Genomic DNA, 14277 nt, shown 5'->3' with positions numbered 1-14277 from the left:
ACCCCGCCGCACGGTCCTACGATCACATCAGTCCATCGATTACGCCGGGCGTTGCAGCACCACCAGGCTCCGGTCGGTCAGCTGCAGCCGGTCGCCGGCCTTGACCTTCCGCCCGCTGCCCGGCTCCACCCCTTCGGCCCGGCCGGTGTTCACCACCAGCTGCCACTCCTTGCCGTGGTTGACCGGAACCACGAACTCCAGCTCCTCGGCCTGCGCGTTGAACAGCAGCAGGAAGGAGTCGTCCGTGATCCGCTCGCCGCGCGCGCCCGGCTCGGAGATCGCGCTGCCGTTGAGGAACACCACCAGCGACTTGGCGTGCGCCGCCTGCCAGTCCCGCTGGGCCATCTCCTCGCCCTCGGGGGTGAACCAGGCGATGTCGGAGAGCTCGTCGTGGGTGCCCTCCACCGGACGGCCGTGGAAGAAGCGCCGGCGGCGGAAGACCGGATGGTCGCGGCGCAGCCAGACCATGGTGCGGATGAACTCGTGCAGCCGCTGCGCCCCCGTCTCGCCCGCCTTCGGCCAGCGCACCCAGGCCAGCTCGTTGTCCTGGCAGTACGCGTTGTTGTTGCCGCGCTGGGTCCTGCCGAACTCGTCGCCGTGCGAGAGCATCGGCACGCCCTGGGAGAGCATCAGGGTGGCGATGAAGTTCCGCAGCTGGCGGCCGCGCAGGGCCAGGATGCCCGGATCCTCGGTCTCGCCCTCCTCGCCGCAGTTCCACGAGCGGTTGTGGCTCTCGCCGTCGCGGTTGTCCTCGCCGTTGGCCTCGTTGTGCTTGTCGTTGTACGAGACCAGGTCGTTGAGGGTGAAGCCGTCGTGGCAGGTCACGAAGTTGATGGAGGCCAGCGGGCGGCGGCCGTCGTCCTGGTAGAGGTCCGAGGAGCCGGTCAGCCGGGAGGCGAACTCCGCGAGGGTGGCGTTCTCGCCCCGCCACAGATCCCGGACGGTGTCGCGGAACTTGCCGTTCCACTCGGCCCACAGCGGCGGGAAGTTGCCGACCTGGTAGCCGCCCTCGCCGACGTCCCACGGCTCGGCGATCAGCTTGACCTGGCTGACCACCGGGTCCTGCTGCACCAGGTCGAAGAAGGACGACAGCCGGTCCACCTCGTGGAACTGCCGGGCCAGCGTCGCCGCGAGGTCGAAGCGGAATCCGTCCACGTGCATCTCGGTGACCCAGTAACGCAGCGAGTCCATGATCATCTGCAGTACGTGCGGACTGCGCATCAGCAGCGAGTTGCCGGTGCCGGTGGTGTCCATGTAATAGCGCTTGTCGTCGCCCAGCCGGTAGTACGACGCGTTGTCGAGCCCCCGGAAGGACAGCGTCGGCCCCAGATGGCTGCCCTCTGCGGTGTGGTTGTAGACCACGTCGAGGATCACCTCGATGCCGGCGGCGTGCAGCGCCCGCACCGCCGTCTTGAACTCCAGGACCTGCTGGCCCCGGTCGCCCAGCGAGGAGTACGTGTTGTGCGGGGCGAAGAAACCGATGGTGTTGTAACCCCAGTAGTTGTTCAGCCCCGCGTCCGCCAGCCGGTGGTCCAGCACGAACTGATGGACCGGCATCAGCTCCAGCGTGGTGACGCCGAGTTCCACCAGGTGGCCGATGACCGCCGGGTGTGCGAGGGCCGCGTAGGTGCCGCGGATCTCCTCGGGCAGATCGGGGTGAAGCATCGTCAGGCCCTTGACGTGGGCCTCGTAGATCACCATGCGGTGGTAGTCGATCCGCGGCGGCCGGTCGTCGGACCAGTCGAAGTACGGGTTCACCACGACCGAGGTCATGGTGTGCGGTGCCGAGTCCTGGTCGTTGCGGGTCTCCGGCTGGCCGAACTGGTAGCCGTACACCGCCTCGTCCCAGTCGATCGACCCGCTCACGGCCTTCGCATAGGGGTCCATGAGCAGCTTCGACGAGTTGCAGCGGTTGCCCTTGGCCGGCTCGTACGGGCCGTGCACCCGGAATCCGTACCGCTGGCCCGGCATCACGCCCGGCAGATAGGCGTGCCGCACGAAGGCGTCGGCCTCCCGCAGCTCCACGGCCGTCTCGGAGCCGTCGTCGTGCAGCAGGCACAGTTCGATGCGCTCGGCTACTTCGGAGAAGAGGGCGAAATTGGTGCCCGCGCCGTCGTACGTGGCGCCGAGGGGATATGCCGTACCCGGCCAGACTTGCATGTCGCGACTCTTCCACTCCGGGACCGGATGACGGTAGGCCGCTCGCCCGGTCACATCGTTGTCAACGCTGTATCTTCGCGTAGATGTGGGAGCAAAAGTGCCATTTGCGAAGATCGGATCTTCGCCGGAAAGGGTTCCGTACGTCACCCGGTGTCCCAACGGCCAGCAACCGTAAGGGTGATGACGCGGTGCGGTTGTAGTCAAGTAGGGTCGATAGGGCTGCGGTGCCACCCGGTGGGCAGTAGCCTTCCTTGATCGTGGACGGGGAGGGAGGCGGTGGCGTGGTGACGTCGGGAGGCCTTGTGCTCCCCAGTGGCGGAGATCAGGGAGACCAGAGCGGCGCCACTGCCGACGGTGCGCCCGGCGCGGTGACGCTCGCGCAGCCGTTGGAGATAGGAGCGGAACTGGACTGGGGCGCCGACGCCTGGGCGGAGGTGCGCACCCGTGCCAGCCGCGCCGGGCGGGCATACGTCTGGCTCAACCTCGTCGAGCAGCGCCTGCGCGCCGTCGTGAACGCCGTGCTGCGCCCGATCTACGAGCCCGTGCACGGCGAGGAGTGGGTGGTCGCCGCCGCGGGCCCGGCCGGACACGAATGGGTGCAGCGCGCTGCCGCCGTCCGTGAGGTCAGCCGCCGCAAGGGCTTCCTGCTCGACCCCGCCGACGACAACATCCTCAGCTTCCTGACACTCCCGCAGCTGCGGGAACTCGTCGTTCAGCACTGGCCGTGCTTCGAGCCGTACTTCGACGAGCGCCGCGATCTCGAACTCGCGCTCGACGAGCTCGAGGTCGCCCGGCATGTCGTCTCCCGCAACCGCGCGCTGTCCCGCACCGTCCTCGCGCAGGCCGAACGGGCCGCCGCCCGGCTGCTGGACATCCTCGGTTCCGGCTCCGGCTACGCCGCCGCCGACCGGCTCCCCGTCGACGTCGTCGAGGAACTGGTCGCCGACCGCTACGCCGATGTCGTCGGTGTCTACTCCGACCGGGTCCGGCTCCAGCGCCAGCTGCCCGCCGAGGACCTCTTCGGCTCGGCGCACCGGCTGGACGCGATAGGCATCGGCCTGAACCTCCTCGTGCAGAACTACTCCGGCCGCCGGCTGATGCGGCTCGCGGAGTCCGGCTGCCGTATCCGGCTGCTCTTCCTCAACCCCGCCAGCAGCGCGGTCCGCCGCCGGGAGCGCGAGCTCGGGCTCGGGCGCGGCGAGCTGAGCCGCTCCGTCGAGATGAACATCATGCACATGCGCCGGGTCCGGGCCCGGCTGCGCGATCCCGCGGCCTTCGAGATCCGGGTCTTCGACGAGACCCCGCGCTTCACCGCGTACCTCGTCGACGGCGACAGCGCCGACGGACTCGCGGTCGTCCAGTCCTATCTGCGCAAGGCCCGCGGGATGGAGGTCCCGGTGATGGTGCTGCGCGGTCCCTCGCGCCATGTCGTCAAGGACGACCGGCGCGGTGAGCACAGCGGACTCTTCGACGTCTACCGCGAGGAGTTCGAAGGAGTCTGGGCCGACTCCCGGCCGGTGTCCTGACCGGTGTCGTGACACCCGGGGCGGTGTCGTGACACCCGGGGCGGTCTCCTGACACCCGGGGGACCCACTGTCAGTGGTGCACGAGAGGATGGCAGAGCACACGGGGGACCAGTGGGAGGTAGGCGCATGGCATGGCATCGGGAGCTGCTGGTCGGCTTCGACCTGGAGACGACGGGGACGGATCCGCACGAGGCGCGGATCGTCACGGCCGCGGTCACCGAGGTCAAGGGCGGTGAGCCGATACGGCACCGGGAGTGGCTCGTCGATCCCGGCGTGGCCATTCCCGAGGGCGCGACCGCGATCCACGGCATCACGACCGAGCGGGCCGTGGCTGAGGGCCGTCCTGCCCGGGAGGCCGTCGCCGAGATAGCCCGCGCGCTGCGCGAGTACTGGGCGGACGGTGTACCGGTCGTCGTCTACAACGCCCCCTTCGACCTGAGCCTGCTCGCCGCCGAGCTGCGCCGCCATGAGCTGCCGGGCCTCGGCGGCGCCCCCGGCCCGGCCGTCGGACCGGTCCTGGACCCGCTGGTCATGGACCGGGCGCTGGACAAGTACCGCAAGGGCAAGCGCAATCTGGAGGCGGCCTGCGCGGTGTACGGGGTGGTGCTGGACGACGCGCACGAGGCGGGCGCCGACGCACTCGCCGCCGTCCGGGTCGCCCGCGCGCTGGGCGAGCGGTACGCGGAGGCGGGCGACGCCGACCTCTGGGACCTGCACCGCTCCCAGATCCGCTGGTACACCGACTGGGCCACCGGCTACCAGAAGTGGCTGCGCCGCGACCGCGACCCGGAGGCCGTCGTCGACGCGTCCTGGCCGCTGCGGCTGGACGCGCTGCTGCCGCAGCAGCGCACCCGCCCGTCCGACGTTCAGCTGCTGGACGAACCGGATGTTCCGGGCGGCCGCGGGTCGCGCTGACCGCTCGGCCGCCGAGGGGTCGTCGGGGTCGGGGCGCCGACGGCGCACCGGGCCGCGCCGGCATCCCGCGCGCGCCGCGCGGACTTCGAGGGTGGGAGCTGACCCGCGGGAGCTGCGCGGTCCGGGGCTCGGGCTTCGGGCCGGGCGGTCGGACGGGGTCGGCGTGCCGGAGCGCGTGGACCGGCCGGGGCTGTCGTCAAGGTTGCGGTCCGAAGGGCCCGTGCGTCAGAACGGGTACCAGCGGACCTCTGGGTCGCCGTCGCGCAGCGACGCGACGCGGCGGCGGAACTCGGCGAGAGCCGCGGGGTTCGCGGGCGCGTGCTGGGCGACCCAGGCGCAGCTGGCGGTCTCCCGCGCGCCGCGCAGCACGGCGCAGCCGTCCCACTCGCGCACGTCCCAGCCGTAGGCCGCCGTGAAGGTGTCGTAGGCGGCCGGGTCGAGACCGTAGCGGTCCCGGCTGAGCGCCATCACCACCAGATCGTGTTCGCGCAGATCGGTGGAGAACGTCTCCAGGTCCACCAGCACCGGCCCGTCGGGGCCGACCTGGACGTTGCGCGGCAGCGCGTCGCCGTGCACCGGGCCGCGCGGCAGCCGGGGCGTCAGCGCGGCGGCGGCCGCGGCGAATCCGTCCCGCCGGTCGCGCAGGTACGCGGCGTCCGCCGGATCGATGGCGTCGCCCGCGAGCCGCAGCCAGCGTTCCACCCCGCCCAGCAGATCGCGCGGCGGCAGCACCGGAGCGGACGGCCCCGACGGTTCCGGCAGCGCGTGCACCAGCCGCAGCAGTCCGGCGAGGTCGGCGGGTCCTGCGGGGCGTACCGGCTCGGGCAGCCGCACCCAGTACGTGACGGGATGGCCATCGACCAGCCGGGCCTGCGGCGTGGCCGCCCGGACCGCCGGCACGTCGTGCTCCGCCAGCCAGCCGGCGATCCGCACCTCGCGCTCGGCGCGCTCGAGCAGTTCGGCGCTGCGGCCGATCTTGACGACGAGACCGTCGCCCACCGCGAACACCGCGTTCTCGCCCAGCGCCAGCAGCCGAACCCCGGCGGCGTCCGGCGCCCCGGAGCCCGCCGGATCCGTAGCGGAGGCCGTAGTGGTGGCCGCAGCGGAAGCCGCCGCGGGCCTCGCCGCTGCCGCCAGGACGGCCCGTGCCCGTTCCTCCGTGAACGCCGTGCCCGATTGCCCCACGACTGCCCTCCGCCGTTCCCCGTTCGAATGATCACCGACAGTCTCGCACCTGCCCGCGGGCAGGTGCCCGCGCCGCCGGCCCGGAGCCGACGTGCCGTCACATGGTCTTGACGGGCCGCCCGGGGGTCCGGACCATGACGGGGGCCCGCCGGGGCCGGCTCCACGCCGGCCGGGCGGACCGTCCGACGGAGCCGCGCGAAGGAGCCCGCCTGCCGTGACCCTGGCCACCGCGCCACCCAGGACCCGCCCGCGGCGTCATGACCGGGGCGTGTGGTTCCTCGTCCTCCCGGCCCTGATCCTCGCCGCGGACGAGGCGCTGCGCGAACTCCCGCTGCTGAGCACCGTCCGGCGCGGCACCTCCGCCGCCCTGCTCCCGGCGCCGGAACTGCCGCCCGCCAGAAACGCGCTGGCTCTGATCGCCGTCGCCTGGACCGAACTGGTCATCACCGGCGAGGCCGCCCGCCTCAAGCGCTGCGCCGAGCACGCCTGCGCCTGGGTCTTCCGGGACGTCTCCAAGAACCGCAGCCGCCGCTGGTGCTCCCTGCGGGTCTGCGGCAACCGCACCAAGGCGCGGCGGTACGCGGCCAAGCACGCCGGCGCGGTCGGCTGAGGGACCGGCGGTGGCAGGGGTGCGGCGCCCCTGGGCGCTGTGCGGAAGAGGACATGGGCCGGCCCGGTCTCCCCCGTGAGAGACCGGGCCGGCAGTGAGCGGGAGAAGGTCAGACGCGGGCCGCGTCGTACTCCTCGGCCGGGCGGCCGGCCGGGGCGGGCACCGGCGGGGCCAGCACGGCCTCGTCGTGGGTCATGTCCGGGAGCCAGCCGAGCCACTTGGGCAGGTACCAGTTGCGCTCGCCGAGCAGGGCCATGACGGCGGGGAGCAGGACCCCGCGGATGACGGTCGCGTCGATGAGGACGGCCACCGCCAGGCCGACGCCCATCTGCTTCATGCTCTGCATGGAGAGCGTTCCGAAGATGGCGAACACCGCGACCATGATGACCGCCGCGCTGGTGACGACGCCCGCCGTGGTGGTGATGCCGTGCTGGATGGCGCTCTGGGTGCTGAGGCCGCGCATCTTGGCCTCGCGGATCCGGGAGACCACGAAGACGTGGTAGTCCATGCTCAGCCCGAACAGGATCACGAAGAGGAAGAGCGGCAGCCAGGCGACGACCGCGCCGGTTCCCGTGGCACCCACCAGCCCCGCGCCCCAGCCGTGCTGGAAGACGGCGGCGAGGACACCGTAGGCCGCGCCCACCGACAGCAGGTTGAGGACGATGGAGGTGGCGGCGATGGTGAGGGAGCGGAAGGACAGCAGCATCAGGAGGAAGGCGAAGACGATCACGAAGGCGAAGACCGGCGGGACGCTGCTCGTGATCTTGTTGGTGAAGTCCATCGAGCCGGCCGTCTGACCGGTGATGGGCGCTTCGAGCCCCGGGACCTTGCCGAGCGTGTCGGGCCGTATCTCGTCCCGCAGTTGGACCAGTCCGGCCTCGGCCTTGGTCTTGTCCGTGCCACCCGCCAGCGGGACGTCGATCTGCGCGATGTTCTCCTTGGCGTGGACGACCACGGTGACCGGGCCCTTGCTGGCGCCCTTCGAGACGGCCTTGGCGCGGAAGTCCTCGATCGCCTGCTTGACGGGTGCCGCGTTGATGTCGTCGGCCTTGACGACCACGTGCGCCGGGTCGGGGCCGCCGGGGAACGCCACGTTGATGCGGTCGTAGGTCTGGATGATCGGCAGGTCGTCGCCGAGCTCCTGGTTCATCGTGAGGTTCGCGGTGTGCAGCCCGAGCGCCGGGGAGGCGATGAGGATCAGCGCGCCGCCGGCGATGACGGTGGCGGTCTTCGGGTTGCGCAGCACGGGGGTGAGAACTGCCGTCCAGAAGCGGCTGTTGCTCGTGGCGGAGCGCTGCGGGGTGTTCTTCCGGGCGCGGTTGAGGAACGGGATGCGGCCCTTCTCGACCCGGTGGCCGAGCAGCGAGAGCAGCGCGGGAAGGACGGTCACGGAGCCGAACATGGCGACCGCGACGACCATCATGGTGGCCACGCCCATGGCCTTGAAGTCCGCGATGCCGGTGAAGAGCATGCCGGCCATCGCGACGATCACGGTGATGCCGGAGATGAGGATGGCGCGGCCGGACGTCGCCGAGGCGATCTTGATGGCGGTCTGCGCGTCGTGTCCCGCGGCCCGCTCCTCACGCTCGCGGCGCAGGTAGAACAGGCAGTAGTCGACGCCGACGGCCAGACCGACCAGCAGCATCACGGAGTTGGCGGTGTCGCTCATCGGCACCAGGTGGCTGACGACCGCGACCAGACCGGTGGTCGCCACGAAGGCGGTCACCGCGAGGAGGACCGGCAGCAGGGCGGCGACCAGTGCGCCGAAGGCGATCAGCAGGATGCCGAGGGCGACCGGGACCGCGGAGAACTCGGCGGTCTTGAAGTCGTCGCCGAACGCGTCACCGAGCACCTTCTCGGAGCTCGCGTCGCCGAACTCCTCGATCCGCAGGTCCTGGTACTTGGCCTGCGTTCCCGCGACCGCGTCGGTGACCTTGGTGACGCGCTCCTTGGCGGTCTTCTTGTCACCGGTCATCTCGAACCGGACCAGTGCGGACTTCTGGTCCGCGGAGATCGCCTTGGTGTCGTAGGGCGAGGTGATGTTGGTGGCCTGGCCGGTGCTCTTGACCGCGGCTATGACGGCGTCCACGGCGGTGTGGACCGCGGGATCCGCGACCGTGCCGCCGGACTTGACCTGGATGAGCACCATCTCGCCGGCGGCACCCTTGATGCCCGCGTCGTCGATGATCCCCGCCGCCTGGCTGACCTCACCCGGGAGGCCTTCCTCCTGGCTGGCGTCCACCCGGCCGGCCATCTGCCCGATGGCCAGCGCGAGGACCACGAAGACCAGCCAGCCGATGACGGCGGTCCAGCGGTGCCGGGCGCTCCAGCCACCCATTGCCGCAGCGATTCCCATTTTGCTGCCGTGTGCGCGTCCGCGACTCACGGTTCCCCCTCGTCATGGCAGCGGCACCGCACCGCTTGCTTCACCCATGACGCTAGGGGCTGAGGGGCGGCCGACCCATCAGGCTTCCAGGTGACTTGGCGGTGGGGGTTCTCCCCCATCCAGGGGAGGCTATCCCCACCCCCAGAGGACGCCGGTCCCTTACATCTATAAAGATCGACTAAGGAAACCATCATCCAGTGCTCCGATGAATCAGCCAACTTCCCTGCAGTGAAGCGGTGATTGCTGCGTATTTCCTTGACCATGGACTGTCAGTGGTCGTATGTTTCCGGCACTTACGAGGCCGATCCCACGGGAGGGACCATGCCCGCACCCCTGAGGCCCGTTCGCCGCAGAGCCGCAGCCGTCTGCGCTTCGCTGGCGGCCGTCGCCGCGTTCGCCACCACCGGAATATCCCCGGCCGCCGGAGCACCGGCGGCCGCGTCACGCGATGTCTACGTCTCCCCGGCCGGTGACGACCACGCCCCCGGCACCACCAAGCACCCCGTCCGCACCCTGGAACACGCCCGCGACCTCGCCCGCGCACGCGCCGGGCACCTCACCGCCGATCTGACCGTCCATCTGGCCCCGGGCACCTACCGGCAGTCCAAGCCCCTCGTGCTCGACGCCCGCGACTCCGGGAGCAACGGCCACCGGGTGATCTGGGACGGCGCCGGGTCCGCGGTCATCAGCGGTGGCCGCCAGGTGACCGGCTGGCACCAGGTCGCCGGCCGGCCGGGACTGTGGTCCGCGCCCGCGCCGAGCGGGCTCACCAACACCCGGCAGCTGTACGTCGACGGGGTGCGCGCCCAGCGCGCCCGTGGCCAGGTGCCCGTCGGACTGACCGCCACCGCCACCGGCTACACGGCCTCCGCCGGCACGCTCGCCGGCTGGCGGAACATCGGCGACGCCGAGTTCGTCTACACCAGCGGCGAGTCGCTGTGGAACATCGACCGCGACGGCCTCGGCCAGTGGACCGAGCCACGCTGCCCCCTCGCCTCGGCCACCGGCACCACGATCACGATGGCCCAGCCCTGCTGGGACAATTCCAACAGACGTGTTGAATTCCCCGACATCCCCGGCCGGACCGTCAGCATGGTCGGCCCCGGCAAGCTCACCAACAGCGGCCACGCCTCGTACATCGAGAACGCCTACGAGCTGCTCGACCAGCCCGGCGAGTGGTACTTCGACCGCAAGGCCCACACCGTCTACTACCTGCCGCGCCCCGGCGAGGACCCACGGCACGCCGATGTCGAGGCCCCGGTCGCACAGAAGCTGATCGACGGCGGCGGAACGGCCGCCGCGCCCCTGCGCGACGTCTCCTTCCGCGGGCTGCAGTTCAGCTACGCGACCTGGCTGACCCCGTCGGGTCCCGGCGGATTCTCCGAGATCCAGGCCGGCTACACGATCACCGGGCCGACCGGCTGGGCCACCCAGGGTCTCTGCCACTTCGTCGAGGGCGGTACCTGCCCGTTCGCCGACTGGACGAAGATGCCGGGCAACGTCTCGCTCGCGTACAGCCGAGGCGTCGAGTTCTCCGGTGATGTGTTCGCGCATCTCGGCGCGGCGGGACTGGAGTTGGGCACCGGGACGCAGGACGCCCGGGTCAGCGGCAGCATCTTCACCGACATCTCCGGCAACGGCCTGGAGATCGGCGGCGTCGACGGCGCCGAACCCGCCACCGGCGTCCAGGTCACCGACAACCACCTCTACGCGCTGCCCCGCGAATTCCACGGCGGGGTCGCGATCCTCAACGGCTACACCCAGCACACCACGATCGCCCACAACCAGATCGACCACGTCGGCTACTCCGCGATCTCGCTGGGCTGGGGCGGCTGGCCCGACAAGATCGGCTCGCCCGCGACCCCGAACGCCGGCCACGACAACGCCGTACGCGACAACCTCATCTTCGACTACATGCAGATGCTGGACGACGGCGGCGGCATCTACACGCAGGGGCTGACCGGCACCTCGATCGCCGACGGCGAGAAGGTCACCGGCAACGTCATCCACGGACAGTGGGGCCTGGGCAAGAGCGTCTACACCGACAACGGCTGCACGTACGAGACGGTCCAGGGCAACGTCCTCTACGGCGCCTCGTACGCCAACGTCGCCAGCCGCCACACCGACTTCCGCGACGCGCTCGGCAACAACGACCCGACCCTCGTCAAGGACAACTGGTGGGAGGAGGGCACCGGCGACGGTGACAACAAGGGACTCGTCACCACCGGCAACCGCATCATCGCCGCCCCGTCCGACGCCCCCGCCGCGATCGTCGCCAACGCGGGCCTCGAACCCGCCTACCGCGGGCTGCTCAACCGGCGGATCGGCGCCCTCAGCACCCCTGAGGCACCGTCACGCGTCGGCACCAGCTCCGGTGGCACGACCGCGCTGGTCGTCACCTTCAACCCCACCTTCGCCGACGGCGGAGCGCCCGTGACGTCCTACACGGCGCATGTGTACGACGCCGCGGGCCATGAGGCGGCGACGGTGCCGGTCACGGCCGCGGAGTTCCGCACCCGCGGTTACCTCCGCGTCACGGGGCTGCGGCCCGGTGAGCCGTACACCGTCGCCGTGAGCGCGGCCAACTCCCTTGGAAGCGGGGCGGCTTCGCTGCCGTCGCATCCTCTGGTGCCCGCCGCCGTGACGACGCTGTCCGCCGCACCCACCGGGGCGAAACTGCGCGCCCAGGCGCACGCGGCGACCGTCGTCTGGACGCCGCCGGTGAACACCGGCGCCGCCGAGGTCACGGGCTATCTGATCACCGTCTCCGACGGCCGCACGATCGAGGTCGCAGGCCGGGACACGCTCGTCACCCAGCCGTCCGGCAAGGGGATGTTCCGCGTCATCGGCGGTCTCACCCCGGGCACCGCGTACCAGGTCACCATCGCGGCGGTCACCGCCGCGGGAACCGGTCCTTCGGTGACCGCGAACGGCACCACACCCGCCGCCTGACGCGTCAGGCCGAGAGCAGGATCCGGCGGGGGAGAAGGGCCCCCGCATAACGCTCCAGCAGCAGCTCGACGAGTTCCGGGGCCGCGCCCAGCACAGGAGCGAGGGCGTCGGCGCCGGACTCGCGGGCACCGCGGACGATGCGGTCGGGCAGGAAGCCCGGCGCGATGACGTACGGGGCGACGGCGATACGGCGGACGCCCTCGGCCCGCAGTTGCCGGACCGCGTCCTCGGTCCGGGGAAGGGATGCGGAGGCGAACGCAGGCCGCACGGCGCACCAACCGGTGTGCCGCCACTCCCGCGCGATTTCAGCGATCACTGCGATCGCCTCCGGGTCGGTGGAGCCCGCCGAGGCCAGGACGACCCCGGTCGAGCGGTCGCCGGGGGTGACCCCGGCCTCGGCCAGCCGCCGCTCCAGGGCTGCGGTCAGCAGGGGCGAGGGGCCGAGGACATCGGCCACCGCGACCCTCAGCCGGGGGTGCGCGGCGGTCGACTCGCGCAGCACGGCGGGGATGTCGGCCTTCGCGTGGAAGGCGCGGGTGAGGAGCAGCGGCAGCGCGACGATGTCGCGGACCCCTTCCGCCGCGAGGCGGTCGACGACCTGCGCCACGGTCGGCGCGCAGAAGTCGAGGTATCCGGTGACGACGCGGAGCCCCGGCCGGGCGGCCCGTACCTGCTCGGTCAGCGCGTGGACGGTCGCGGCATGGCGCGGATCGCGACTGCCGTGGGCGATGACGAGGAGGACAGGACCGTTCATTACTGGCTCCGGGACACCAGGCCGCGGGTGCGCAGCACACGGCGCTCCAGCGGGCTGAAGATCAGCAGGTCGATGGCGATACCGACGACGAGGATGAGGATGATGCCGAGGAAGATGCCCGGCATGTCGGACCCCTCGCGCATGTTCTCCAGGTAGCGCCCCAGGCCGGTACCGAGGTCGGGGGAGGAGGCGATGAGCTCGGCGGCCATCAGGGAGCGCCAGGAGAACGCCCAGCCCTGCTTGAGGCCTGCCAGGTAGCCGGGCAGCGCGGCCGGCAGCAGGATGTGCCGGGCACCGCTCACCCCGCTGGCGCCGAGCGTGCGGCCGGCGCGCAGATAGAGCGGCGGCACCTGGTCGATGCCGGAGATCAGCCCGTTGGCGATGGAGGGCACCGCGCCGAGCAGGATGACGGCGTACATCGCGGAGTCGGTGATGCCGAGCCAGATGACCGCGGCGGGCACCCAGGCCACCGACGGCAGCGACTGCAGGCCCGACAGGATCGGCCCGATCGCGGACCGGACGAACGGGACGCGGGCCACGACGAGGCCGACCGGGGTGCCGATGGCGACCGCGGCGAGGAAGCCCAGCAGCCCGCGCTCGACACTGGTCCAGATGATGTCGAGGAGCTGGCCCTCGTTCCACAGCGTCATGAAGCTGCTGCCGACCGCCCGCGGGGCGGGCAGCTTGGTCTCCGGCGCGAAGCCGGCCAGGACGGCGAGCTGCCACACCACGAGCACCAGGAGGACCGCCGAGACCGGCGGCAGGACCTTCTTGACCAGGACCTGGGTGAACGGGGTGCGCCGGACCTGGACCGCGTCCAGGGCGTCGAGCCCGGCCTCCAGACCCGCGAGGTCCTGGGCTCCCGCACTGCCCTTCTTATCGGCCGGAACGGTCTCAGTGCTGGCCATGTCGGCGGATCTCCCCACGCAGTTCTTCGGTGATCTCGATGGACAGCTCGGCGACGGCGGCGTCCTCGATACGGCGCGGCTGCGGGATGTCCACGGCCCATTCGCGGGCGACCCGGCCGGGCCGGGACGTCAGCAGCACCACCCGCTCCGCGAGCCGGACGGCCTCGCGGACGTTGTGGGTGACGAAGAGGACGGAGACGCCCGTCTCGGCCCAGATGCGGGTGAGCTCGCCGTGCAGGACGTCCCGGGTGATGGCGTCCAGCGCCGCGAACGGCTCGTCCATCAGCAGCACGTTGGAGTCCTGGGCCAGCGCACGGGCGAGCGCGACGCGCTGCCGCATACCGCCGGACAGCTCGTGGACCCGCTTGCCGTAGGACCCGTCGAGGCGCACCAGGCTCAGCAGCCGCTCGGCCTCCGGGCGGCGCTCGGCGCGCGGCACACCGCGCAGCCGCAGCGCCAGTTCGATGTTCTTGCCGGCGGTGAGCCAGGGGAAGAGCGCGTGCTCCTGGAACATCAGCGCCGGACGGCCGCCGCCGGGCACGGTGATGGTGCCGGCGGTCGGCCGGTCGAGGCCCGCGACCAGGTTGAGCAGGGTCGACTTGCCGCAGCCGGAGGCACCCAGGAGACAGACGAACTCACCGGGACGGACGTCGAGGGTGATGTCGTCGAGCACCGCCTGGGCGGAGCCCGGACGGCCGAAGACCTTGTGGACGTGGTCGATGCGAACGGCGGGCGCGCCGTCTGCGACGGCGGTGTCCGCGCTGTGCTGCTCGGTGGTCCTGACTGCCGTGGCCATCCGGTCACCTCCTGGTACGTGGGCGGGCGGTGCGTGCTGCGGGCCGCCGGTGTCCGGCCCCTGCGGGCCGGACAGCGGCTGCTTC

9 protein-coding genes and 1 pseudogene are annotated in these 14277 nt (G+C 71.5%); 4 read left to right on the top strand and 6 right to left on the bottom strand.

Annotated features, from left to right (window positions below; genetic code table 11):
• Positions 1 to 39 precede the first annotated feature (39 nt).
• Complete coding sequence (gene glgX, locus C6N31_RS20475; protein ID WP_138354319.1) at positions 40 to 2160, bottom strand: glycogen debranching protein GlgX; 2121 nt, start codon at positions 2158 to 2160, stop codon at positions 40 to 42.
• Between the two features lie 284 nt (positions 2161 to 2444).
• Between glgX and C6N31_RS20470 the strand changes: the two genes are divergently transcribed.
• Positions 2445 to 3686, top strand: a complete 1242-nt coding sequence (locus C6N31_RS20470) for an SAV2148 family HEPN domain-containing protein (protein WP_187145341.1) — start codon at positions 2445 to 2447, stop codon at positions 3684 to 3686.
• Between the two features lie 126 nt (positions 3687 to 3812).
• Positions 3813 to 4601, top strand: a complete 789-nt coding sequence (locus tag C6N31_RS20465; RefSeq protein ID WP_198357952.1) for a 3'-5' exonuclease — start codon at positions 3813 to 3815, stop codon at positions 4599 to 4601.
• Between the two features lie 225 nt (positions 4602 to 4826).
• Here C6N31_RS20465 and C6N31_RS20460 read toward each other — a convergent pair whose 3' ends face one another.
• Entirely contained in the window at positions 4827 to 5786 is a 960-nt protein-coding gene (locus C6N31_RS20460; RefSeq protein ID WP_138354322.1) for a phosphotransferase enzyme family protein, read from the bottom strand.
• 286 nt (positions 5787 to 6072) lie between these two features.
• Here C6N31_RS20460 and C6N31_RS43960 point away from each other — a divergent pair.
• Positions 6073 to 6396 (top strand): annotated as a pseudogene (locus tag C6N31_RS43960) (CGNR zinc finger domain-containing protein); the annotation flags it as partial.
• Between the two features lie 109 nt (positions 6397 to 6505).
• Here the strand turns inward: C6N31_RS43960 and C6N31_RS20450 are convergent.
• A complete protein-coding gene (locus C6N31_RS20450; protein WP_138354352.1) occupies positions 6506 to 8734 on the bottom strand; it encodes an MMPL family transporter in 2229 nt (742 codons plus the stop codon).
• A 369-nt stretch (positions 8735 to 9103) separates the two neighbouring features.
• On the opposite strand from C6N31_RS20450, the gene C6N31_RS20445 reads away from it, so the two are divergent.
• On the top strand, positions 9104 to 11734 hold the full coding sequence (locus C6N31_RS20445) for a fibronectin type III domain-containing protein (RefSeq protein ID WP_138354324.1): 2631 nt from the start codon (positions 9104 to 9106) through the stop codon (positions 11732 to 11734).
• A 4-nt stretch (positions 11735 to 11738) separates the two neighbouring features.
• On the opposite strand, the gene C6N31_RS20440 is transcribed toward C6N31_RS20445, so the two are convergent.
• From C6N31_RS20440 to C6N31_RS20430, 3 genes are read right to left on the bottom strand one after another with little or no spacing between them, the layout of a single operon-like run.
• Positions 11739 to 12488, bottom strand: coding sequence for a sirohydrochlorin chelatase (locus tag C6N31_RS20440; protein ID WP_198357951.1), 750 nt, complete (start codon positions 12486 to 12488; stop codon positions 11739 to 11741).
• The gene (locus C6N31_RS20435) at positions 12488 to 13396 is read right to left on the bottom strand and encodes an ABC transporter permease (RefSeq protein ID WP_138354326.1); all 909 of its coding nucleotides are present in this window, start codon (positions 13394 to 13396) and stop codon (positions 12488 to 12490) included. Before C6N31_RS20435 ends, C6N31_RS20440 begins: the two co-directional genes overlap by 1 nt.
• Complete coding sequence (locus C6N31_RS20430; RefSeq protein WP_138354327.1) at positions 13383 to 14192, bottom strand: ABC transporter ATP-binding protein; 810 nt, start codon at positions 14190 to 14192, stop codon at positions 13383 to 13385. The genes C6N31_RS20435 and C6N31_RS20430 overlap by 14 nt, the downstream gene beginning before the upstream one ends.
• Positions 14193 to 14277: the final 85 nt, after the last annotated feature.

The organism is Streptomyces fildesensis, from assembly GCF_016107395.1.
Taxonomy (GTDB): Bacteria; Actinomycetota; Actinomycetes; order Streptomycetales; family Streptomycetaceae; genus Actinacidiphila; species Actinacidiphila fildesensis.
This window is presented reverse-complemented; position numbering and strand designations above follow the sequence as displayed.

Coding starts and splice junctions, on each gene's coding strand:
- C6N31_RS20440 (WP_198357951.1), bottom strand. CDS start 12,488: ATGAACGGTCCTGTCCTCCTCGTCATCGCCCACGGCAGTCGCGATCCG.
- C6N31_RS20465 (WP_198357952.1), top strand. CDS start 3,813: ATGGCATGGCATCGGGAGCTGCTGGTCGGCTTCGACCTGGAGACGACG.
- C6N31_RS20435 (WP_138354326.1), bottom strand. CDS start 13,396: ATGGCCAGCACTGAGACCGTTCCGGCCGATAAGAAGGGCAGTGCGGGA.
- C6N31_RS20430 (WP_138354327.1), bottom strand. CDS start 14,192: ATGGCCACGGCAGTCAGGACCACCGAGCAGCACAGCGCGGACACCGCC.
- glgX (WP_138354319.1), bottom strand. CDS start 2,160: ATGCAAGTCTGGCCGGGTACGGCATATCCCCTCGGCGCCACGTACGAC.
- C6N31_RS20450 (WP_138354352.1), bottom strand. CDS start 8,734: ATGGGTGGCTGGAGCGCCCGGCACCGCTGGACCGCCGTCATCGGCTGG.
- C6N31_RS20445 (WP_138354324.1), top strand. CDS start 9,104: ATGCCCGCACCCCTGAGGCCCGTTCGCCGCAGAGCCGCAGCCGTCTGC.